The organism is Anaeromyxobacter soli (assembly GCF_022808855.1).
GTDB classification, from domain to species: domain Bacteria; phylum Myxococcota; class Myxococcia; order Myxococcales; family Anaeromyxobacteraceae; genus Anaeromyxobacter; species Anaeromyxobacter soli.
Genome location: NZ_JAKZLF010000007.1, coordinates 55,261 through 76,016 on the forward strand (window position 1 = coordinate 55,261; position 20,756 = coordinate 76,016).

Annotated in this window: 20 protein-coding genes; 9 read left to right on the forward strand and 11 right to left on the reverse strand. The window is 74.1% G+C overall.

The window, feature by feature from the left end; translation table 11 throughout:
- Nucleotides 1-34: 34 nt before the first annotated feature.
- From MLV88_RS07255 to rnz, 3 genes are read right to left on the reverse strand one after another with little or no spacing between them, the layout of a single operon-like run.
- Nucleotides 35-826 (reverse strand): DUF5714 domain-containing protein, encoded by a 792-nt coding sequence (locus tag MLV88_RS07255; RefSeq protein ID WP_243337197.1) that lies wholly within the window; start codon nucleotides 824-826, stop codon nucleotides 35-37.
- A 57-nt stretch (nucleotides 827-883) separates the two neighbouring features.
- A complete protein-coding gene (locus tag MLV88_RS07260) occupies nucleotides 884-2,140 on the reverse strand; it encodes a small ribosomal subunit Rsm22 family protein (protein WP_243337199.1) in 1,257 nt (418 codons plus the stop codon).
- Nucleotides 2,141-2,152: 12 nt separating this feature from the next.
- On the reverse strand, nucleotides 2,153-3,097 hold the full coding sequence (rnz, locus tag MLV88_RS07265; RefSeq protein WP_242337629.1) for a ribonuclease Z: 945 nt from the start codon (nucleotides 3,095-3,097) through the stop codon (nucleotides 2,153-2,155).
- A gap of 294 nt (nucleotides 3,098-3,391) precedes the next feature.
- Between rnz and MLV88_RS07270 the strand changes: the two genes are divergently transcribed.
- Nucleotides 3,392-3,847 (forward strand): DUF3592 domain-containing protein, encoded by a 456-nt coding sequence (locus tag MLV88_RS07270; RefSeq protein WP_242337627.1) that lies wholly within the window; start codon nucleotides 3,392-3,394, stop codon nucleotides 3,845-3,847.
- Nucleotides 3,848-3,886: 39 nt separating this feature from the next.
- Here MLV88_RS07270 and MLV88_RS07275 read toward each other — a convergent pair whose 3' ends face one another.
- A complete protein-coding gene (locus MLV88_RS07275) occupies nucleotides 3,887-4,780 on the reverse strand; it encodes a hypothetical protein (RefSeq protein ID WP_242337625.1) in 894 nt (297 codons plus the stop codon).
- Between the two features lie 184 nt (nucleotides 4,781-4,964).
- Complete coding sequence (locus MLV88_RS07280) at nucleotides 4,965-5,660, reverse strand: TetR/AcrR family transcriptional regulator C-terminal domain-containing protein (protein ID WP_242337623.1); 696 nt, start codon at nucleotides 5,658-5,660, stop codon at nucleotides 4,965-4,967.
- A 127-nt stretch (nucleotides 5,661-5,787) separates the two neighbouring features.
- On the opposite strand from MLV88_RS07280, the gene MLV88_RS07285 reads away from it, so the two are divergent.
- The gene (locus MLV88_RS07285; protein ID WP_242337621.1) at nucleotides 5,788-6,453 is read left to right on the forward strand and encodes a class I SAM-dependent methyltransferase; all 666 of its coding nucleotides are present in this window, start codon (nucleotides 5,788-5,790) and stop codon (nucleotides 6,451-6,453) included.
- 490 nt (nucleotides 6,454-6,943) lie between these two features.
- Here MLV88_RS07285 and MLV88_RS07290 read toward each other — a convergent pair whose 3' ends face one another.
- Nucleotides 6,944-7,732: an ABC transporter permease gene (locus MLV88_RS07290; protein ID WP_242337619.1), complete on the reverse strand. Its 789-nt coding sequence runs from the start codon at nucleotides 7,730-7,732 to the stop codon at nucleotides 6,944-6,946.
- A gap of 1 nt (nucleotide 7,733) precedes the next feature.
- A complete protein-coding gene (locus MLV88_RS07295; RefSeq protein WP_242337617.1) occupies nucleotides 7,734-8,531 on the reverse strand; it encodes an ABC transporter permease in 798 nt (265 codons plus the stop codon).
- A gap of 264 nt (nucleotides 8,532-8,795) precedes the next feature.
- On the opposite strand from MLV88_RS07295, the gene MLV88_RS07300 reads away from it, so the two are divergent.
- From MLV88_RS07300 to MLV88_RS07320, 5 genes are all read left to right on the forward strand, one after another.
- Entirely contained in the window at nucleotides 8,796-9,554 is a 759-nt protein-coding gene (locus MLV88_RS07300; protein WP_242337615.1) for a class I SAM-dependent methyltransferase, read from the forward strand.
- Nucleotides 9,555-9,671: 117 nt separating this feature from the next.
- Complete coding sequence (locus MLV88_RS07305) at nucleotides 9,672-10,493, forward strand: ferredoxin--NADP reductase (protein WP_242337613.1); 822 nt, start codon at nucleotides 9,672-9,674, stop codon at nucleotides 10,491-10,493.
- Nucleotides 10,494-10,710: 217 nt separating this feature from the next.
- Nucleotides 10,711-13,620 carry a tetratricopeptide repeat-containing serine/threonine-protein kinase gene (locus tag MLV88_RS07310; protein ID WP_242337611.1) on the forward strand — a complete coding sequence of 970 codons (2,910 nt, stop codon included), beginning with the start codon at nucleotides 10,711-10,713 and terminating at the stop codon, nucleotides 13,618-13,620.
- 62 nt (nucleotides 13,621-13,682) lie between these two features.
- Complete coding sequence (locus MLV88_RS07315) at nucleotides 13,683-14,186, forward strand: methyltransferase family protein (protein ID WP_242337609.1); 504 nt, start codon at nucleotides 13,683-13,685, stop codon at nucleotides 14,184-14,186.
- Nucleotides 14,187-14,268: 82 nt separating this feature from the next.
- Nucleotides 14,269-15,561, forward strand: a complete 1,293-nt coding sequence (locus MLV88_RS07320; RefSeq protein ID WP_243337201.1) for a serpin family protein — start codon at nucleotides 14,269-14,271, stop codon at nucleotides 15,559-15,561.
- A gap of 45 nt (nucleotides 15,562-15,606) precedes the next feature.
- On the opposite strand, the gene MLV88_RS07325 is transcribed toward MLV88_RS07320, so the two are convergent.
- The 4 genes from MLV88_RS07325 to MLV88_RS07340 form a co-directional block, all read right to left on the reverse strand.
- On the reverse strand, nucleotides 15,607-16,074 hold the full coding sequence (locus tag MLV88_RS07325) for a GNAT family N-acetyltransferase (protein WP_242337606.1): 468 nt from the start codon (nucleotides 16,072-16,074) through the stop codon (nucleotides 15,607-15,609).
- Between the two features lie 114 nt (nucleotides 16,075-16,188).
- Nucleotides 16,189-16,707 carry a hypothetical protein gene (locus tag MLV88_RS07330; RefSeq protein WP_242337604.1) on the reverse strand — a complete coding sequence of 173 codons (519 nt, stop codon included), beginning with the start codon at nucleotides 16,705-16,707 and terminating at the stop codon, nucleotides 16,189-16,191.
- A gap of 74 nt (nucleotides 16,708-16,781) precedes the next feature.
- Nucleotides 16,782-18,128, reverse strand: coding sequence for a sigma-54-dependent transcriptional regulator (locus MLV88_RS07335; RefSeq protein WP_242337602.1), 1,347 nt, complete (start codon nucleotides 18,126-18,128; stop codon nucleotides 16,782-16,784).
- Nucleotides 18,103-19,401, reverse strand: a complete 1,299-nt coding sequence (locus tag MLV88_RS07340) for a two-component system sensor histidine kinase NtrB (RefSeq protein ID WP_242337600.1) — start codon at nucleotides 19,399-19,401, stop codon at nucleotides 18,103-18,105. Before MLV88_RS07340 ends, MLV88_RS07335 begins: the two co-directional genes overlap by 26 nt.
- Nucleotides 19,402-19,737: 336 nt before the next feature.
- Between MLV88_RS07340 and MLV88_RS07345 the strand changes: the two genes are divergently transcribed.
- Both MLV88_RS07345 and MLV88_RS07350 read left to right on the forward strand, forming a co-directional pair.
- Complete coding sequence (locus MLV88_RS07345) at nucleotides 19,738-19,929, forward strand: hypothetical protein (protein WP_242337598.1); 192 nt, start codon at nucleotides 19,738-19,740, stop codon at nucleotides 19,927-19,929.
- Nucleotides 19,930-19,987: 58 nt separating this feature from the next.
- On the forward strand, nucleotides 19,988-20,617 hold the full coding sequence (locus tag MLV88_RS07350) for a hypothetical protein (RefSeq protein ID WP_242337596.1): 630 nt from the start codon (nucleotides 19,988-19,990) through the stop codon (nucleotides 20,615-20,617).
- Nucleotides 20,618-20,756: the final 139 nt, after the last annotated feature.

Below are 20,756 nucleotides of genomic sequence, written 5' to 3' on the forward strand. Positions count from 1 at the left end.
CGTCAGCGACCCCGGCCGACGAGGTTCCCCCATCTCAACGATGAAAAGGACAGGCCGATCCGCCGCACTGCTTGTTCACCGAGCGCCACTCGCACTCGGGCCCGCGCGCGGAGAGGTCCACGCGCAGGTGCTCGCGCGCGAACTTGACGGCCGCGAGGATCGACAGCATCGAGTCGCGCTTGCAGCAGCGGGCGGCGTCGGTGGCGCCGACGACGGTGAGCGCGCGGGCGGTCATGCGGTTCGCGAGCCCGCGCTCCTTGCCCTTGAGCGGCGTCGCCTCGGTGACGATCGACACGAACGCGCCCGCCCCGACGGCCGCGCCACAGGTGCCGAGCATGCCGCAGGAGCCGCCGAGGACGGGCGCCACTCGCCGGCGCGCCTCCGCGACGCGCTCGGCGCGCTTCTGCTTCTCGCCCTTCACGTTCGAGTACGCGGCGACGAGCACGGCGGGCACGAGGAAGTGGTGCTCCGGGCCGTGCAGCTTCACGGCGGGGTGACGGAGCATCCGGAGCGCGAGCGCCATCGGATCGCGCTCGTCGGAGGACGCGCAGACCTTCTCGATCACGTCCATCGCCGGGGCGGAGTGGCAGGCGTCGCAGGCGAAGTGGCCCGCCTTGCAGCGCGCCGAGGAGACCTTGGGGGCGCCGCACAGCACGCAGACGAGCTCGGCCGACGCCGGCAGGTAGACGAGGTCCTCGCCGCAGACGAGGCAGCCGGTGAAGGGAGCGTCGGCGTCGGAGGTCGCCGAGGCGGCGTCGCCGCAACCAGCGTCACAGGCCGCGGACGGCGTCTCGGGCGGGGGGCTCGACCTGAACAGCTTGAACACGCGGGAAGTCCTCGATCCTGAGGGATCCTCAGCATGGAACCGCGGACGGGCGCAAGATCATCCCCCCGGCCGCTCGCCCGGCGGGACGGGCCGGCCCGCCGGCGCGATGACCTTCACCGACGACGCCTCCCCGAGCGCGAGCCCGTCCCCCCGCGGCTCGGCCCCGGTGATCTCGACCACGTCGCCGCGGAGGAGCTCCCCGAAGCGGCGGTTCGCGTCCGTGACGTGCTTCTCCTGGAGCGAGAGCCCCACCCGCCCCTCCGGCCCGCACCCCATGTAGCGGAGGCGGCCCTTGGAGGCGAGCGGCTCGGAGACGATGCGGAACACGCGCCCGGGGGGCGGCTCGGCCCAGGCCTCGCCCTTCGGCGCGAGGACGAGGTAGCTCATCTTCACCGCCTCCTTGCGGAGGCCGGCGGCCTTGCCGAGCTGCGCGACGATGGGCGGCGGCTCGATGGGCCGCTCGGCGTGACACCAGTCGGTCTCGCGCACGAGCGCGGGGCACGCGCCGCGGAAGAGGCAGGGGGCGCGGACGGTGTAGCCGCGCGCGACGAGCAGGTCGCGGACGCGGAGGAGCGCGCGCGAGGTGTCGCGGAGCGCGGGCTCGAAGACCACGAGCGAGCCGCCCGCCACGACGAGCGCGAGCGCCTCCTCGAGGAGGTCCGCCCGCCGCGCGTCGGCCTCCGGCCCGGGGAAGAGCTCGTTCACGACGTGACCCATCGTGACGAGGTCGAACCTGCGGCCGCCGGCGAGCTCCGCGAGCGGCCGGTTGCGGGTGGGGTTCCACTCCCGCGTGGCGAGGGGCTCGCCCGCCGCGGCGGCGAGCGCGCGGGCCGCGCCGAGCGCGCGCGCGGAGCGATCCGCGGCGACCACCTCGGCGGCGCCGGCGTCGAGCGCCGCGAAGGCAACGGGCGCGGGGCCGCTGCCGAGGTCGAGCGCCGTGTGGGGGCGGCGCGGCAGCTCGGAGAGGATGCCGCGCGCCTGGAGGTAGGAGATTGGCCAGTAGAAGAGCAGGTACGCGCCGAGGAGCCGCCCCTCGTCCATGTAGCGCGCGCCCGCGAGCTCGCGCTCGCGGGTCAGCCCCCTCGACAGCCGGGCGACCGCGGCGCCCACCTCGCGCAGCTCGTCCGGCGCGAGCAGCTCGGGGGAGCCGCCGCGAACGCCACGGGGAGGGCCGCCGCGGGGCGGGTGACCGCCGTGGCGGCCGCGCTGGCCGTGCGGGCCGCCGGACCGGGAGGGCGCGTCGCGGCCCTCGCGCCACACGCGGACGAGGTGCGGGACCCAGCGGGCGAGATCTTCGGCGGGCGTGCGCGGCACGGGCCCGCGGTTCTAACCCGGAGCGGGCGCGCGGGCCAGATCGTCCGGGAGCGGCACCTCGATCGTCATCCCGTCGCTCGCGACCGAGAGCGGCCCCTGCCACTCCGCGCGCGCCTCGTCGACGAGCGGCTGCCACTCGCGATCGTAGCGGGTGGAGAGGTGCGTGAGCACGAGCTCGCGCACGCCGGCCTCGCGCGCGACGCGCGCCGCCTCGCGCGCGGTCGAGTGCATCGTCTCCTCGGCGCGCGCCTGCTCCGGAGCGCCGAAGGTACAGTCGTGCACGAGCAGATCCGCGCCGCGCGCCGCCGCGATGGTGCCCGCGCACGGGCGGGTGTCGCCGGTCACCGCCACCGCCCGGCCCCGGCGACGCGGCTCGACCACCTCCTCCGGCCGGACGACCCGGCCGTCGGCGAGCGTCACTGCCTCGCCGCGCTGGAGCGCGCCGTAGAGCGGGCCCATCGGCACGCCGAGCGCGGCCGCCTTCTCCGGGTGGAAGCGCCCCGGCCGCTCGTCCTCGACGAGCGCCCAGCCGACCGAGGGGATCCGGTGCTCCGTCGCGAACGCGCGCATGACGCAGCCCTCGCGGCGGATCTCGGTGCCCGGCGCGACCTCGTGGATGCGGACGTCGAAGGCGAGCCGCTCGGTCCCCGTGAAGAGCATCACGTCGAGGAGCCGCTTCGCCGGCCGCGGGCCGTACACGTCCATGGGCGTCGTGCGGCCCTGCATCGAGAGCGTGCGCAGGAAGCCGATGGCGCCGAGGTAGTGGTCGGCGTGGAAATGCGTGAAGAAGATGGCGTCCACGTCGAAGCCGGTGCCGAAGCGGATCATCTGCCGCTGCGTCCCCTCCCCGCAGTCGACGAGGAACAGCTCCCGGTCGCGCCGCACCGCGAGGCCGGTGAGGTTCCGGTGGATGGTCGGCTGGGCGGCCGAGGTGCCGAGGAAGGTGAGGCGCAGCATCGGGCGGGAATGTAACGGAAGGCGGGGCGCGGAGGGGCTCCGGTCGGCGGATGGCCGGAAGGGGTGGTGGCGAGGGCGGCGGCGTTGGCCCAGACCGAGAGTTCCGCCTGGCGGCCTTCCCGTCCGCGGCGCGGGCTCTGGTTACGGACCGAACGGGCCGTTTAATGCCGGGTCCGACCGTGCCGTGCCCGACCGGGAGTTCCGGCTGACGGTCACAACGGCCGCGGCGCGGACCGACAGAGGAAGGTTGGCTTCGTCGTTGCGGCGAGCAGCCGAACGGCGAAGGATGGGCCGATGCCGAAGTGGTTTGCCCTCGCCCTCTGCAGCGCCGGCGCGCTCATGCTGGCCATGGCGGTCCGCCAGTCAAGCCGCGGGAGGGAGTCGCGCCACTGGACGCGCACGCTGGGACGCGTCGTCGAGTCGCGAGTGGAGCTCCTGAACGAGGCTGACGAGCAGCGCTCGAGACGGTGGGGGTTCGTGATTCGCTACGCGTATGAGGCTCGGGGACGCGCGCAGGGATCGAGGCAGATCTGGATCGGCTCGGCCGGCGTGGCGTACGAAGACGAGGAGCGTGCGCTCGAGTGGGTGGAGCGGTTCCCCAAAGGCGCCGAGGTCACGGTCTGGTTCGACCCGGCCGCTCCGTCGCAGGCGGTGCTCGTACCGGGTGTCCCTGGAGCGCAGGTGGCCCTGCTCGTCCTCGCCGGGCTGGCGCTCGTGGGAATCGGCATCTTCTTGCTCTCGCGCGCATGAGGGTGTTGGGCGGCTCCGATGCGCTCGCCCGCGATATGGCTAAGTGAAGCCGACGCAGGGCACGCCGTGAGCTACCCGCATCAAGTACGTGCCGCATGGGAAGATGATGCCGGTGTCCCCTGCGCGTCTCGAAGCCAATGCCGACCGGTAGGAGCGCACGAACTCCGCGAGCCGCCCAAGCGTCTCGATGCGCTTCCACTTGTCGCGTGAGGCGACGCGCGGGCGCAGATTGCGCCGCGCCTCACCGGACGTGGGCCGCCCTGTCGGCTTCTGTGCCAGGACGCGGGCGATTCCAAGGAAGCCGCCGCGAGACTGTCCCTCTCGTACGGCCTGCTCTTCCCTCTCGGCGAGTGCCGACTCGAGCTTGCGCCTGAAATCGTCGGCCGAGGCAAAGCCCGGGGGCGCGGTCAGCTGTAAGGCGGCAGTATCGGGAAAGGCGCCCTTGGGATCGAAGAAGTGCTTGGGTCGTTGAACCACGATGGCGTCCCCGCCGATCAACTCGGGAGCAGACCACAGCCCCGGCCACAACCGACCGGAGCGGACGAGACGCGCGGCGACGGGGTTCGCGAGGACGTAGGCGGCCTTGTCGATGACGTCAGTCGGCGAGACGAGCCTCACGGCGCTGTAGCTGTTGGGATCCCAGAAGGCTTCCCAGCGCCCGAGGGAGGCGTTCACGGCGCGAGCAACCAGGGCATCCAGGAACTGATGAAACGCCGGAAGGCGCGCGTCAGGGTCCGTCACGACGAGATGGAAGTGGTTCGACATGACGCAGAAGGCGTGGACGTCGATGCCGTACCGACGGGCAGCGACGGCGAGGAGAAACAGAAACACGCCGTTCAAACACTTGGAGGGCCGGAGCAGGAACTGCCGGTGCGCGCAGCGTCGAGTTACGAGATAGGTGGTCCCTCTGAGAACTTGTCGCGGAACGGTCATGCGACGGGTGTGAGCAGGGAGTGTGCCCGCCACTCTGCGCAAATCCATTGGAACTTCATAAGCGACACCGTCCGACCGGCGGCCCCACGGTGCGGAGCGCGGAACTCTCGGTGCGGGCTCGCGCGGTGCGGCTCGGCGACGCGCGCGGTGCGGCTCGGAGCGCTGCGCGGGCGCCGACGAGCGGTCAGTCGCGGCCGCGGGCGACGCGCTCCAGGCCTCGCACGAGGACCTCGAGCCCGAACTGGAAGAGGCCGTCGGGGTCGTCCTCCGCCAGGTGGTCCGCCAGCGCGACGAGGAGCGGGAACTCCTCTCGGGGCAGCGCTCTGAACTGCTTGCGCGCCTCGCCGAGCATCTTCCGACGTGTGACGCCCATCGCCGCCGCGGCGGCCTCGTAGCGCGCCTCGTCCGCCGCGAACTCGGTTACGAAGTTGTTGAGATGGTAGGCAGCGCGCGCGGCGTCCCGGTCGGACAGGCCGGACGACCGCAGGACGCGCAGCACTGCCTCGATGTGGCGAAGCCGCCGCGGCCCGATCGGCGGGGTGCTCGCGAGCACCCGGGCCGCGTCCCGATGAGCGAGCAGGCCCCGGCGGTTGACCCGCGCCATCTCCGTGAGCTGGTCGCGCCATGAGCCCGTCGGGGCAATCTCCGGGATCTCCCCCGCGATCTCGTCCGCGACGAGCACGAGCAGCTCGTCCTTGTCGCGAACGTGCCGGTAGAGCGAGGCGGCCTTGACGCCGAGCTTCTCGGCCAGGCGGCGCATGGTGAGCTCATCCAGCCCGACCTCGTCGAGGAGGTCGAGGGCCGCCCGGACGACCTGCGCCCGGTCGAGCGGCTTGCGTCGGGGAGGGCCCCTGTGGTCGCGGTACGGAACGAAGCTCACCCTCACCTCCCTGGCGCCGATCCTACGCGCCACCCCCTTGATCCGACAACGCTGGTCGCATTACGTTAACGTCGTTAGCTTGTAGCGACCGTTGTTAGCTGGGCGTTGGCCCGAGGGAGAATGCGACATGACGGCACGAGCGAAGGCGTACAAGGGTGTTGCGATGGAGGGGCTCATCGCGAGCTGGTACACGCGGAACACGGGGCGTGACAGGAGACGCTTCGTGACCGCCGCGAATGCGGTCGCTGCCCGCGTGGCGCCAGGTGGGCGCGTGCTGGAGGTCGCCCCTGGGCCCGGGTACCTCGCAATCGAGCTCGCGAAACGCGGCTACGCGGTCACCGGACTCGACATCAGCCGGTCCTTCGTGCGGATCGCCGGTGAGAACGCGGCGCGGGCGGGGGTCTCGATCGAGTTCCGCCACGGCAACGCGGCCGAGCTTCCCTTCCCGGAGGCGTCGTTCGACTTCGCGGTGTGCATGGCCGCCTTCAAGAACTTTGCGGACCCCGTCGGCGCGCTCGACGAGCTTCACCGCGTCCTGCGGCCGGGCGGGCGGGCGTCGATCTTCGACCTGCGGAGGGATGCGCCCCTCGACGCCATCGATGCGGAGGTGCGAGCGATGAACCTGACGCGCCTCGACGCCTTCGTCACGCGCTGGACCTTCCGACACATGCTGCTGAAGAGCGCCTACTCGCGTGAGGATCTCGAGCAGATGTCGGCCCGGAGCCGGTTCGGAGGCTGCGAGATCGCCGCAAGCGGCGTCGGGTTCGAGCTGCGGCTCACGAAGTCGGCGTGAGGTACGTCCGGAGCTCTCCGTGGGGCGTGGGGCGGGGGAGACGCGTTCGACGGACGGGCGTTTGCCTCTCGCTCGGCTGGGCTCACGCGGACGCCGCGCCGGGGCGGAATCATGGACGCGCTGGACGAGCCGCGGAACTCTCGGACCGCTACGCGAGCTCGCTCCGACGTTCGGTCCCATGGCGCGTCCAGCGGACGAATCGCGGACGGATCGGACGAACAGCGGAACTCTCGGTCGGGCGCGGGCTCGGACCGCTACGCGAGCCCGCACTGACGTTCCGGGCTCGGACCGCTACGCGAGCCCGCACTGACGTTCGGTCCCATGGCGCGTCCAGCGGACGAATCGCGGACGGATCGGACGAACAGCGGAACTCTCGGTCGGGCGCGGGCGCGGTCGGGCGCGGGCGCCGGGCGCGGAAATCGTGGAGCGGATCGGGAAGGTCGGCTCGGTCCGGGTGATCGGGCGGGGCCGGACGGGGCGCGGCGCCGGCCTACGACGACGCCGACGTGTAGTGCCCGATCGAGCGCAGCCAGACGAGCCTCGCGAAGGCCGAGAACGCGAGCGCACCGAGGAGGACGAACACCCCCTGGGAGAACGCGAGTGTGCCGAGGAGCGCGCGCGCCGGGTACGTCGTCATGAGCGCGAGCGGGATGACGACGGTGAAGACGACGCGCAGGGCGCCGCGGAAGACGTCCGCGGGCCAGCGGGCGGCGTCGAAGATGGAGAGGAGCAGGAACGAGAGGTTGTCCACCTTCACCACGAAGAACGCCGACGAGACGACCAGGATCCAGAGCGCGTAGAGGATGAGCGTGGCGCAGAGGAGCAGGACGAGCGAGGCGAGGACCGCGCCGGGCGACGGCCAGCGACCCATCCGGTGGAACGCCACGGCGAAGACGGCGAGCCCGCCCACGACGTCGAGCGCGCGCCACGGCGCGAACTTCCCGGTGGAGACGAGGAACTGCGCGTCGGCGGGCTTGAGCAGCACGAAGTCGAGCGTTCCCTTGCGGATGTGCTCGACGACGGAGGCGAGCGACGGGTTCACCGCCCCCTCGAGCACGCCCTTCATCACCGTGAACCAGCCGATGACGACGAGCGCCTCCTCGAAGGACCAGCCCGCGATCGAGGAGCGCCGTCCGTAGACGACCAGGATCGGGACGAGCGACCAGGAGGTCCAGAAGAGCGCGAGCCCGCCCTGGACGAGGAAGTCGACCCGGTACTGCATCGCCACCGCGATGGAGGCGCGGAGCTGGATCGCGAGGAGCGTGAGGTAGCGGCGCACCCTACCCTCCGAACGCCGCGAAGCGGCGGAGCCCTGCGCGCCAGGTGACCCGCGCCGCGAGCGCGAGCACCGCCACGTAGGTCCACTGGACCGCGAGCTCGCGGAGCGCGGTCGCCCGCGGGGTCATGCCGATGACCATCTCGACCGGGAAGGAGAGCATGAAGCGGAACGGCAGGAGCTTCGCGGTGACCTCCAGCCAGCGGGGGAAGAGCTCGAGCGGGATGAGGTAGCCGGAGAACACGCCGTACAGGCCGAGCCACAGCTCGAACACCGACGAGGACGAGTCGATCGCGAAGGCGAGCGCGCCGATGACGGCCATGGCGAGGAACGTGATGAGCCAGGCGCCGATCACGGTCACGGGGAAGAGCGCGAGGAGCAGCGGGTCGTGGGTGAAGCGGCCGGGGCCGAGGGTCGCGAGCGCGACCGCGATGATGGGGAGCGAGGCGACGAGGCGGATCGGCATCGCGCCGACGTTGGAGCAGGCGTAGGAGACGAGCGGATGGATGGGTCGGAGCAGCCGGAACGCCAGCGTCCCCTGGCGGATCTCGAAGTTCACCTCCCAGATGACCCACGCCCCGGCGTTGAGCCGCACGACGAGGGCCGCGAGGTAATAGGCGCCGAACTCCGCCTGCCCGAAGCGCCCGATCGGCGCCTCGCGCGCGACCGCGCTCATCAGGGCGAGCATCACGAGCGGCATCGTGGTGGAGAGGAGCCACACGAACATCTCGGCCCGGTAAGCGACCGACTCGGCGAAGCCGACGCGGAGCAGCGTGGGGATGGCGCGGAGGGTGCGGCTCACGGGCGTACGGTAACGCGGATCGGCCGCCTGCGCCCGGGCGAGCGGCGCGGCCCTACCCGGCCACCACGCCGCCCGCAGATGGCCGCCTCGTCGGCGCCGAGTAGCCGGCCCTCCCGGAGCCGCACCTGAAGCGAACACGCGTCCCGGATCGGGCACGGCCGGGACCGCCGCTTCAGTCCCGGGATGGCCGGACCGGGCCGAGCGCCCGCCACGTCGCGGAGCCCGAGGGAGCGCGCGCGAGCCGGCCGGCGTAGGATCCACGCCGTGAGCGATCACGATCGCGAGCTCTCCCGCGCCTTCGACGGCCAGGCCGAGCGGTTCGAGCTTGCCCCCGCGCAGCGCGACCCCGCGGCGCTCCAAGGGCTCGTCGCCTTCGCGGCGCTCCCGCCCGGCGCACGGCTCGTCGACGCGGGGTGCGGGCCCGGGCTCGTCGCGGAGGCGTTCCTCGCCGCGGGGAGCTCCGTGCATGGCGTGGATCTCTCGCCGGAGATGGTGCGGCGCGCGCGACGCCGCTGCGACCGGTTCGGCGCGCGCGCGCGCTTCGAGGAAGGCTCGGTGCTCGACCTCCGCGCCGGCCCGTTCGACGCCGCGATCTCGCGCCTCGTCATCCACCACGTCGAGGACCCCCTCGCGTTCGTGCGCGCGCAGGCTGCGCTCGTCGCGCCGGGGGGCGTCGTGGTCGCCTGCGATCACACGGCCGATCCCGACCCGGAGCGCGCCCGCTGGCACCAGGCGATCGAGCGCGCACGGGACCGGACCCACGTCCGGAGCCTGTCCGCGGGGGAGCTCGTGGACGTGCTCGCGCGCGCCGGGCTCGGCGGGCTGCGCCTCCTCGAGGAGCCGTTCGAGCTCGACTTCGACGAGTGGTTCGACCGCGGCACGCCCACGCTGCCGAAGGACGAGGTCCGGCGCCGCGTCCTCGCCGGGCACGCGCGCGGGTTCGAGCCGGTGCCGCGCGACGACGGCGGCATCACCCTGCGCTGCGCCCGCGCCCTCGTCCGCGGCGTGCGGCCCCGGGGCTGACGCGTCGACCGCGCGGTACGAGCCCCCCGGGGACGTCTGGGCGCACGCGCGGGGCGCTCCGCGGGGCGGCCTTCCGGGGTGAGGCACGGCGGCGTGGGGCCGGCTACACGTCTCCGGGTGGGAAAGCTCGAGGTCAACGCCATCCTCACCCGCCGCATCGAGGTCGCTCCGGGCCTCGTCATCTTGCGCGTCGTCCCCGACGGCTGGACGTACCCTGAGTTCCGCCCCGGCCAGTTCGCGGTGCTGGGCCTCCCCGCGCGCGCCCCGCGCGTCGCGCTCTCCGATCCGGAGCCGCCGGACGAGCAGTCGGAGCCGGACCGCATGATCCGGCGGGCCTACTCCATCGCGTCGTCGTCGCTCGAGCGCGGCGAGCTCGAGCTCTACGTGACGCTCGTCCGCTCGGGCGAGCTCACGCCGCGGCTCTTCGCGCTCTCGCCCGGCGACCGGCTATGGCTCGGCCCGAAGCCCGCGGGCATGTTCACGCTCCGAGACGTGCCGCCGGAGCGCGACGTCGTGCTCGTCGGGACCGGCACGGGGCTCGCTCCTTACATGAGCATGCTCCGCACCGAGCTCGCCTGCGGCGGGCCGCAGCGCTTCGCCGTGCTGGCCGGCGCGCGGCACTCGTGGGATCTCGGCTACTCCGCCGAGCTCATCACCCTGGCGAGGCTCTGCCCGAACTTCACCTACCTGCCTACGGTGAGCCGCCCGGACGCCGAGCCGGCGCCGTGGGGCGGCGCGACGGGCTACGTGCAGGCGCTCTGGACCGACGGCGCCCTCGCGCGAGCCTGGGGCGCGCGGCCGACGCCGGCCGACACGCACGTCTTCCTGTGCGGAAATCCTGCGATGATCGACGACATGACGCTGCTCCTCGAGCGGGAGGGCTTCCGCGAGCACGCGCCGCGTCAGCCGGGAGAGGTGCACGTGGAGCGGTACTGGTAGCCGAGCAGGCGGATCCGCCGGGGCCGCGGCCCGCCGCCCACGGCGAGGCGCGGGCGGGCGCGCGGGCGCTCCCTCCCATGAGAGACTCCGGTGCGGCGCCCGCGGCGCCGAGTAACTGTAGGAACGTCTGCTGTCCGGAGCTCTCGTGGCGCGTGAACGAGGTCAGCCGAGCGCGGGTGACGGCCCCGCCGGCGTGGCGCCGGCCGCTGGAGGCGGCGTGTCGGCGCTGCTCGGGGAGCTGGCGCGCGCGCCGGAGGTGCAGCTCGGCTCCGCCTGGGAGCACGTGCTCGGGCCGGGTGCCGTCGTGGGCCGCTTCGAGCTCCTGCGCGAGATCGGGCGCGGGGGCTTCGGGATCGTGTACGAGGCCCGCGACCGCGAGCTCGGCCGCTCGGTGGCGTTCAAGGCGATCCGGGCGGGAGACCGGGCGGCGCTGCAAGAGGACCGGCTGCTGCGCGAGGCCGAGGCCGCGGCGCGGCTCTCGCACCCGAACATCGTCACCCTCTTCGACGCCGGCCGCTGCGAGCACGGCCCCTACCTCGTGCTCGAGCTGCTCCGCGGCGAGACGCTCGCGGACCGCCTCACCGGCGAGCCCCTCGCGACCGGCGAGGCGCTGCGGATCGGCTCCGCCGTCGCGCACGCGCTCGCGCACGCCCACGCAGCGGGCGTCGTGCACCGGGACCTCTCCCCCGGCAACGTCTTCGTCTGCGGCGACGGGCGCGTGAAGGTGCTCGACTTCGGGCTCGCGCACGCGTTCGGGCGGCGGCGGATCAGCGGCGGCACCCCCGGGCACATGGCGCCGGAGCAGTGGCGCGGGGCGCCCGAGGACGAGCGGACGGACGTGTACGCGCTCGGGGTCCTCGTCTACCGGATGGTTGCGGGGACGCTCCCGTTCCCCGACGACGCGGAAGGGAGCGCGACCGCGAGCCCCAGGCCCGCGCCGGCCCTCCACGTCCCGGACGCGCCCGCGCTCGGCGCCCTCCTGGCGCGGATGCTCGCGAAGGACCCGGTCGACCGGCCCCGCGACGGCGCGGAGGTCGCGGCGGCGCTGGACGCGCTCCGCACCGGGCCCGAGCGGACGCCCGGGGCGCCCCCAGCGCCCGCGCGCCGTCGCCGCCCTGCCCGCGCACGGTGGCTCGCGGCGGCGGCCGCCCTCCTCGCGCTCGCGGTGGGCGGAGGGGTCGTCGCCCTGCGGGGGTCCGGAGCGACGGCGCCTCCCGCCGCGGGGCAGGGCGCGACGCGCGTCACCGTCGCGGTCGCAGACTTCGAGAACCTCACCGGGGAGCCGGAGCTGGCGGGCCTCTCGGGGATGCTCATCACCTCGCTCGAGCAATCGCGGCGGCTGTCGGTCCTGACGCGAGTCCGGATGCTCGACATCCTGCGCCAGCTCGGGCGCGAGAAGGTGACCGGGGTGGACGAGGCGCTCGGCCGCGAGGTGGCGCGCAGCGCGGGGGCCCGCGCGCTGGTGCTCGCTTCCATCCGGCGCTTCGACGCGCTCTACGCCATCGAGCTGAAGGCGCTCGACCCCCACACGAGCGAGTACCTCTTCACGCTCCAGGAGACGGGCCAGGGGAAGGCGAGCGTCCCCGGGATGATCGACCGGCTCTCCGAGGAGACGCGCCAGCGGCTGCGGGAGAGCCCGGCGGAGGTGAGCGCCTCGCGCGTCGATCTGGCGTCCGCGACGACGGGCAGCTTCGAGGCGTACGCGCACTACTTCCGCGGCGAGCAGGCGCAGGACGCGACGCGTTACCAGGAGGCGCTGCAGGAGTACCGGGCCGCCCTGGGCGTCGACCCGGACTTCGCGCTGGCGTCCTACCGGATCGCGTACCTGGGCGAGTTCACCGGGCTCGACGCGGCGGCGCGGCGCGCCGCCATCGACGCCGCGGTGCGGGGCGCGAGCCGCGTCCCCGAGAAGGAGCGGCTGCTCATCGAGGCCTGGAAGGCGCACGTGGACGGGGACGAGGAGCAGGCCCACGACCTGTACGCGCGCGCCGTCGCCGCCTACCCGCAGGACAAGGAGGTCCTCTACCTGGCCGGGGATCTCTACTTCCACGACGGAGACTCGTCGCAGGCGCTGGCGCTGTTCGAGCGCGCGCTCGAGCTCGACCCAATCTGGGAGCCGGCGCTCATGCACGTCACCGATGCGCTCGCCAGGCTCGGCCGCATCGACGAGATGCTCACCCGCAGTCGCAGCTGGGTCGAGAAGGCGCCGGGGGGAGCGTCGTATCGCGCGCTCGCGCGCGCCGAGATGTCGTCCGGGCGCTTCGAGGAGGGGGAACGTGACGCCCGTCGCGCCTTCGAGCTCGACGGGAACATCTTCTCCCGCATCACCCTCGCCGAGGCGCTGGATCTCTCGGAGCGTCACGGCGAGTCCGAGGCGCTCGTGCGCCCCGTCGCCGAGCGCGCGGAGGCCTCGCCGGATCGCGCCAAGGCCGCCGCCGCGCTCGCCAGCTCCCTCGCGTACCAGGGCCGGCGGCGCGAGGCGTTCGAGGTGATCGACCGGTTCGCGGCCCACGCCACCTCGCCGAGCGAGCCGACCCTGCGGCTGCTGCACCTCCTCGGCGAGGAGCCCCAGGACGCTGCGCGCGAGGAGGCCCGGCGGCTCGCCGCCTCCGGGTGGCGATGGGAGGGGCTCCCCTCCGTCCTCGCGCTCACCGGCGACCTGCAGGCGGCCCGCGCGCAGGCGCGAGCGCTGCCGCCCGGACCGTCGCGCGCGCTGTACGAGGGCGCCGCGGCCTGGCGCGGCGGCGATCCGGAGCGAGCGCGGGCGCTGCTGCGCCCCCTCCTCCTCTCCCCGGGTCGCGGCGGAGACCTCGCGATCGGCGCGACGTGGATCGCGGCGAGCGTCGCGCTCGAGTCCCACCACGACGAGGAGGCGATCGGGGAGCTGCGCGCGCTGCGACAGCGGCCGGGTGGCCCGGCGCGCAGCTGGATGTACCCGCGGAGCTTCTACCTCGAGGCGGTGGCTCTCGACCGGCTCGGCCAGCGCACGAGCGCGCGGGAGTGTCTCGATCACCTCCTCGCGCTGCTGCACGGCGCGGATGGCGACCTGCCTCTGCTCGCCCAGGCGAAGGCGCTGCGGCGGCGGCTCGCAGCGGACGCGCGCCCCGCGAGCTCCGCGCGCAGGTGAGGACGTCGCCGCGTGACGGCGCGGACGGCTTCCCGGCCTTCCGTCGGAGAGGGGGAGAGACGATGTTCGCGCGCGCGGTGCTCGCGTTCCTGGCGATGCCGGCGGTGGTCGGCGTCGCGATCCCGCTCTGGATCGCGCACAGGGACGGCGCGCGCGGCTCCGATCACTCCGCCGGCCTCCTGCTCGCCTTCGCCGGGCTCGCCGGCCTGCTCTGGTGCGTGCGGGACTTCTACACCATCGGCAAGGGCACGCTCGCGCCGTGGTCGCCTCCGACGAAGCTCGTCGTGGTCGGGATGTACCGGTTCGCGCGGAACCCCATGTACCTCTCGGTGCTCACACTGGTGACGGGGATCGCCGCGTGGAGGGGCTCGCCCTCGACCCTCGCCTACGCCTTCGTCCTGGCGCTCGTCTTCCACGTGCGCGTCGTCCTCGGAGAGGAGCCGGTCCTCGCGCGCAGCTTCCCCGCCGAGTGGCCCGTCTACGCCCGCGCGGTGCCGCGCTGGCTCCCGCGCCTGTCCCCATGGCGCGGCCCCGGCTCCGAGGAGGGGCCTCGCCGGCCCGCGTGAGCGCCGTTCGGAGGGGTCACCCCGCGCACAAGGCGTGAAATCGCCCGTCCGCGCTGCTACGCTGCGGCGCGGAGGTACCTCCATGACGCTCTCCCGCGCGGCCTTGCTGGCGGTCACCGCGCTCACGCTCTCGAGCGCCTGCGGCGGCGGATCGAGCCCGACGCCAGCGCCCTCGGCGCCCGGCGACCGGATCGGCTCCACCGAGGCGCGGGTGACCGCTTCCGCTCCACCGGCCGATCTCGCCGCCGCGGTGGGGAGCAACGGAGCGCTCGCGCTCGACCTGTACCGCGTGCTCGCGTCCGAGGCGCAGGAGAACCTGTTCTTCTCCCCGCAGAGCATCACCTTCGCGCTCTCGATGACCTACCCAGGCGGTTCCGGCGCGACCGCCGCCGCGTTCGAGCAGACCCTCCACGTCTCGATCCCGGAGCCTCGCTACCACCGGGCGATGAACGACCTCGACCGGCAGCTCCGTTCTCGCGGCGAGAACGCGTCCGGCGCCGACGGTCAGCCCTTCCGGCTGCGGCTCGTGAACCAGCTCTTCGCGCGGAAGGGCTTCACCTTCGAGCAACCGTTCCTCGACACGCTCGCCGGGGAGTACGGCGCGGACGTGCGACTCCTCGACTTCGGGAGCGCGCCGGAGCCCGCCCGCGAGGCGATCAACGCGTGGGTGGCGGAGGAGACCGAGGACCGCATCCCCGACCTCTTGCCGGTCGGGACGATCGACACAGACACCGTGGCCGTGCTGGTGAACGCGATCTACTTCAACGCGGCCTGGGCCAAGAAGTTCGACCCCGCCCTCACCCGCGACCGCGAGTTCACGCTCCTCGACGGCTCGCGGCTCCTCGTGCCCACGATGGCGAGCGGCGACCTGCCCACCCGGGCCGCGCAGGTGGCGGGCGTGGAGGTGGTGGAGCTCCCCTACGACGACGGCGAGCTCTCGATGCTGCTCCTCGTCCCGCCCGCGGGCGGGCTCGCGGCGCTCGAGGAGCAGCTCACGCCGGCGCGGCTCGAGGCGTACCTCGCCGCGCTCCGGGACGAGCACCTCGCGCTCACGCTCCCGCGGTTCGAGGTGCGAAGCTCCCTGCAGCTGAAGCCGCCGCTCACCGCGCTCGGGCTCGGCGTCGCGTTCGGCGACCAGGCGGACTTCTCGCGCATGTCGACCGAGGTGGGCCTGCGCGTCTCGGACGTCGTCCACCAGGCGTTCGTGAAGGTGAACGAGGCGGGCACCGAGGCGGCCGCGGCGACGGCGGTCATCGTCGGACCGACGAGCGCGCCGGTCACGCGAACGGTCGCGATCGACCGACCTTTCGTGTTCGCCATCCGCGACCACGCCACCGGCGCGCTCGTGTTCATGGGACGCGTCGTGCGTCCCTGAGCGGTCCGCGGGAGGCGCGCGTCGCCCGCCCCCGCAGCGCGGCCCTCAGATTCTCTTGCGCAACCGCACGCGCGGCTCGCCCGGGCCGTCGTAGTCGGGCGAGTGCCCCACCCCGCCGTCGCCCCGGAGGAGCTCGAACCCCATCGCGGCGTGGAACGCGAGCGACCCTTCGTTCAAGGGCGAGGTGACCCCCTGCACCTCGGTCACCCCGAGCGCGCGGACCGTCTCGAAGAACCGCTCGTAGAGCGTGCGGCCCACGCCGGCGGCGCGGAAGACAGGGTCGACGCCCACGAAGTGGATGTACGCCTGCTCGGGGGAGGTCTGCGACTGGAAGCCGGCCAGGAAGCCGCAGAGCTTCCCGTCCGCCTCGGCCGCGAAGCTCGTCGGCCGGAAGTGGACGAAGAAGAGCCGCGGGAGCATGTCCGCCATGCGCCTTCCGCCCCACCAGTCGTTCAGCACCCGGATGATCGGGCCGTAGTCCCCGGGCTCGAGGTGACGGATCGTGATCGTCATCGGCGCCTCCGCACGCCCAGTATCGGCCGATCCGCGGCGGCGCGGAAGGCCGGAGGCGAGCGCAGGAACCGCCCGGGAACCATCGTGGGCCGCTTCCGGCCTCGCGAAAGCCGGCTACGGCGCGCAGAGCCCGCCGCAGTCCGCGCCGCTCGGCGGCGCGCAGTCGTCGCGCGGATCGTCGACGCAGGCGCGGCCGTCGGGGCACGGAAGCCCGGCGACCCCGCCGCAGAAGACGGGCGCGACGCAGACGCCGTCGCAGCCCGCGTCGGTCGGAAAGGTGCAGCCGTCGCCGGGCAGGTCCACGCAGACGAACTCCCCGGAGCACGCGCGCCCGCTCTCGGGGCCGCAGCGCACCTGCGAGGGGCACTCGTGGATCTCCCAGCCGCACTGGCCGCCCGCGTGCTCGACGCAGCGGCCCGTGGGCCCGCCCGTGCTCCCGTCGGCGCAGATCCAGTTCGGCATGCCGAGGGCGGGCCCGCAGGCGGCGCGATCGCACAGGACGACCGCACCGTCGGACGCGGAGGCGCGGCGCTCCTGGTCCGCGGCGCACGCCGCAGCGAAGAGGGCGAAGAGGACGAGGAGCGGGGTGCGCATGAGCGACTCGGGCGCCGCGGCAGCGCGGGCGACCTTCATCCTAGCGTAGTGAGGACCGTCCAGTGACCCTTCGCGAGCGGGCCCGTCCCGGGCGGGATGCGGTGCGAGGCGCGTCAGGCGAAGCCGTACTTCTTCAGCCGGTCGATGAACGCGGAGCGGCTCAGGCCGAGGCGCCGCGCGGCCTCGGACTGGTTTCCTCCGGTCGCGGCGAGGGCCTTCACGATGAGGCTGCGCTCGACCGCGTCGAGGTGCTCCCGGAGCGAGAGGGTGCCCTCCGGCGGCGACTCCGCCCCGGGCTCCTCCGGAGCGGCCGCGGGCGGTCGGCCGAACGCCTCCGGACCGAGCTCCCCGCTCGAGCCGAGCGCGACCATGCGTGCGACGGCGTTCTCGAGCTGCCGCACGTTGCCGGGCCAGTCTGCGCTCCGCAGGGCGGCGAGGAGCGCGGGCGAGAGCCGCACGTCCTCCATGCCGAACCGCTCCGCGTACCGGCGCGCGAACTCGGCCGCGAGCGCCGGGATGTCGTCCCGGTGGTCGCGGAGCGGCGGCACCACGAGCTCGACGACGGCCAGCCGGTAGAAGAGGTCCTCGCGAAAGCGCCCGGCGCGGACCTCGGACTCGAGGTCCCGGTTCGTGCACGCGACGACGCGCACGTCCACCTTCTCCACCCGGCCGGCGCCCACCGGCTGGATCTCGCCCTCCTGCAGCGCCCGCAGGAGCTTCGCCTGGAGCGGCAGCGGCAGCTCGCCCACCTCGTCGAGGACGAGCGTCCCGCCGTCGGCCTGGGCGAAGAAGCCGCGCCGGGCCTGCGCCGCGCCGGTGAAGGCGCCGCGCGCGTGACCGAACAGCTCGGCCTCGGCGAGCTCGGCGGGGATCGCCGCGCAGTTGAAGCGCACGAGCGGTCCGGCCGCGCGCCGGCTCTCGGCGTGGAGCAGCGAGGCGACGAGCTCCTTCCCGGTGCCCGTCTCGCCGCGGACGAGCACGGTGATGTCCTTGGGCGCGAGCCGGCTCACCGCGTCGAGCAGGCGGCGCATCGCCGGCGTGTCCGCGACGAGGCTCCGCCCGATGGCCTTCTCCGCGGCGAGCCGCCGGTTCTGGGTGCGGAGCGCGCGCGCCTCGAGGGCGCGGTCGATCACGAGCGACATCTCCTCGATGTCGTAGGGCTTCGTGACGTACTCGTAGGCGCCGGCCTTCATGGCCCGCACCGCCACGCGCTCCGAGCCCTGGGCCGTGAGGAGCACGACGGGGAGCGCCTCGTCCTGCTCGTGGATGGCGTGGACCAGCGCGAGCCCGTCCATCTCGGGCATCGCGTAGTCGGTGACCACAGCGTCCACGCCCTCGAGCCGCTCGAGCGCCTCCTTCCCGGAGCGGGCGAGCACCGGCTCGTGGCCGAGCGAGCGGACCAGCTCCTTCAGCGCGTACAGGACGGGCGGATCGTCATCCACGAGCAGCAAGCGGGGCATCGACGCACCTCACCGTGGGTTCGCGCGGCAGGGACGCGCTCGCGACCGTGCCCTGGCCCGGCACGCTCCGGTACTCGAGCGCGCCGCCGTGCTGCACGAACACGCCGCGGGCGAGGAGCACGCCGAGCCCCGTCCCCTCCTCGCGCGTGGTGAAGAACGGAGTGCCGACGCGGTCGAGCACCTCCGGCGGCATGCCCCGGCCCGTGTCGCTCACCTCCACGCGGACCTGGCCGTCTCGCTCTCCGATCTCGATCTCGACGCGGCCCTTCCGCGGGGTCGCCTCGATCGCGTTCGCGACGAGGTTCAGGAGCGCCTCCTTCAGGCGTCGCGGATCGGCCACGAGCTCCGCGTCGCCCTGCCGGCGGAGCGACACCCCGGCGCTCTCGGCGCGCGCCTCCAGCACGGCCAGGGCCTCGTCCGCGACGGCGCCGAGCGCGACGGGCTCGGGGCGCAGGGTGTCGAGCGGACGCGAGAAGGACAGGTACTCCTGGAGGATCTTCTGGATCCGCTCGACCTCGCCCTCCACCACCTGGAGCCGCTCCCGGATCTCGGGCTCGTTCGCCTCGCGGGCCGAGAGCTGGACGAGCGCCTTGATCGCGCCGAGCGGGTTCCTGAGCTCGTGCGAGAGCTTCGAGCTCAGGAGCTCCAGCTCGCGGGCGCGCGCCAGCGCCTGCGCGGCGATCTCCTCGCGGGAGCGGAAGATCTGGCCGAAGGTCGACTCGACGGTGCGCGCGAGGAGCGACATGTAGTCGGTGTGCAGCACCACCGACACGAGGAGGAAGCCGAGCGCGGAGAGGCTGTAGAGCGGATCCGGGATGACCGGGCCCAGCCAGGCCTGCGGGACGGCGAACATGGCGGCGACGAGCACCACGAGCGCCGTGAGCGCGGCGAGCGTGGCCCGGCAGATCCCGCGCCGGATCGTGAACTGCGACACCGCGCCCATGAGGGCGATGAGGACCGGGCTGTGCAACCCGCCCGTCGTCGCGATGGCGATGACGATGAACGCGAACGGCTGGCGCTCGTCGCCCTCGCAGGCGTTCGCGACGCGCTCGCTGAGCGCCCGCGCCACGTGCGAGAGGAGCAGCGCGCCGAGGATCCCTGCCAGCACGGCGACTCGCCAGGGGGGGTACCCGGTCGCGGCGAGCGCGGCGCAGAACGCCAGCCAGACCGCGTAGAAGCCGGCGAACAGGAACCACCGCGTGCGCTTCCAGCGGCACTCGACGTTGGCGGCGATGACGCGCCTCCAGCGCGCGGCGTCCAATCGCTCCGGCATGACTCCTCGTGGAGTCGCAAGATCCGGGCCTGAGCCGCGAGCGGGGTCGAGCATGGGCCGCCATCATGCCGTGGGTCCGGCTCCGTTGCCACGCTGCCGGGAACGCGGACGATCTCGCCCCGGAACCTGTCCGCGAACCCGGCAGCCCGCCTGCGCGCCGCGCCTGCCGAGCCGTGCAGGCCTGCGACTCGCGCCGTGGCACGAGGCATGTAAAGGCACGCTCGCGTGGCGCCTGCGCGGGTGCCGCGCCGCCGGCGGACCGAGCCCAGGGACGCTCCCTGCGGCGGCGCGCCCGCGCGGCGCCACCCTTGGATGACCACGGAAGGGAGCGCGTTCATGAAGAGGCTCGGGCTCGCGGCGTCGCTGCTGGGGGTTTCGCTCATCGGGGCCGAGTACCGGAGCGCGGCGGCCGCGGCGGGCACGCCCGCGGAGGACGCGCCGGCCGCGGTCCCGGTGACCGCGACCACCGCGCGAGTCCATCCCGCCAGCCCCCGCGCGAGCGGCTCGCCCCGGTCCGCGGGGGAGTGAGCGCCGGGCGACCCCCGCGCCGCGGCGCCGGCCGCCCTCGACCGCGAGCAGGCCGTCGATGACCTGCGCGACCCGCGCGCTCGTCGCGGCCGCCATCGCCGGGTCCGCGCTCCGGGCCGGGGCGCAGGACGGACCACGGCGCGCGCAGGATGCGGCCCTGGAGGTCAGGCTCTCGTCCGGCTACGAGCAGGCCTTCGGCGAGATCGGCTACGCGCTGCCGTCGCTCGGCGACTACGGCGGGCCGGGCGCGGCGCTCGAGCTCGCCGTGGCCTGGCGGCCGGTGGCGGCGTTTGCGCTCGGCGTGTTCGGCACGGGAGGGCTGTACGCGCGCGGCGGTGAGCCGCCGGCGGGCGCGGAGGTCTGGAGCATCGCGGGGGGAGCGCAGGCGGAGCTCCACGTCGCGCCGGACGAGCGCTGGGATCCGTGGATCGCGCTCGGCGTGGCCCTTCGCCGCCACGGGGTGGAGCGGGAAGGCGGGACCGAGTCGTTCGACGGCCACGAGGTCCTGCGGCTGCGGCTCGGCTTCGACCGGCGCTTCGGCGCGCGCTCGACGCTGGGCCCCGTCGTCGCGGTCGCCCTGGCGCGGTTCACCCGACACGAGCGTCCGGACGGCAGCGCGGTGGACGTGCCGAGCCCGTCGCTGGGCCTCATCGCGTTCGCCGGCCTCTCCGCCGCGTTCGATCTGTGAGCGCGACCGCGGCCGGTGTGCGGAGTTCCGACGGCGGCTCGCTCGCGACTGTCGTCGATCCCGACGCGCGGCGCGCGCTCGCGCCGGCCGCCCGCGCCGATCCTCCCGGCGTTTCGCCGCCGCGCGCGCAGCGCCGCGC

What these genes read in the sequence shown, in the direction of transcription:
- MLV88_RS07315 (WP_242337609.1), top strand. Translation starts at nt 13,683, where the DNA reads ATGTTCGCGCGCGCGGTGCTCGCGTTCCTGGCGATGCCGGCGGTGGTC.
- MLV88_RS07330 (WP_242337604.1), bottom strand. Translation starts at nt 16,707, where the DNA reads ATGAAGGTCGCCCGCGCTGCCGCGGCGCCCGAGTCGCTCATGCGCACC.
- MLV88_RS07325 (WP_242337606.1), bottom strand. Translation starts at nt 16,074, where the DNA reads ATGACGATCACGATCCGTCACCTCGAGCCCGGGGACTACGGCCCGATC.
- MLV88_RS07270 (WP_242337627.1), top strand. Translation starts at nt 3,392, where the DNA reads ATGCCGAAGTGGTTTGCCCTCGCCCTCTGCAGCGCCGGCGCGCTCATG.
- MLV88_RS07320 (WP_243337201.1), top strand. Translation starts at nt 14,269, where the DNA reads ATGACGCTCTCCCGCGCGGCCTTGCTGGCGGTCACCGCGCTCACGCTC.
- MLV88_RS07275 (WP_242337625.1), bottom strand. Translation starts at nt 4,780, where the DNA reads ATGACCGTTCCGCGACAAGTTCTCAGAGGGACCACCTATCTCGTAACT.
- MLV88_RS07285 (WP_242337621.1), top strand. Translation starts at nt 5,788, where the DNA reads ATGACGGCACGAGCGAAGGCGTACAAGGGTGTTGCGATGGAGGGGCTC.
- MLV88_RS07335 (WP_242337602.1), bottom strand. Translation starts at nt 18,128, where the DNA reads ATGCCCCGCTTGCTGCTCGTGGATGACGATCCGCCCGTCCTGTACGCG.
- MLV88_RS07350 (WP_242337596.1), top strand. Translation starts at nt 19,988, where the DNA reads ATGACCTGCGCGACCCGCGCGCTCGTCGCGGCCGCCATCGCCGGGTCC.
- MLV88_RS07340 (WP_242337600.1), bottom strand. Translation starts at nt 19,401, where the DNA reads ATGCCGGAGCGATTGGACGCCGCGCGCTGGAGGCGCGTCATCGCCGCC.
- MLV88_RS07345 (WP_242337598.1), top strand. Translation starts at nt 19,738, where the DNA reads ATGAAGAGGCTCGGGCTCGCGGCGTCGCTGCTGGGGGTTTCGCTCATC.
- rnz (WP_242337629.1), bottom strand. Translation starts at nt 3,097, where the DNA reads ATGCTGCGCCTCACCTTCCTCGGCACCTCGGCCGCCCAGCCGACCATC.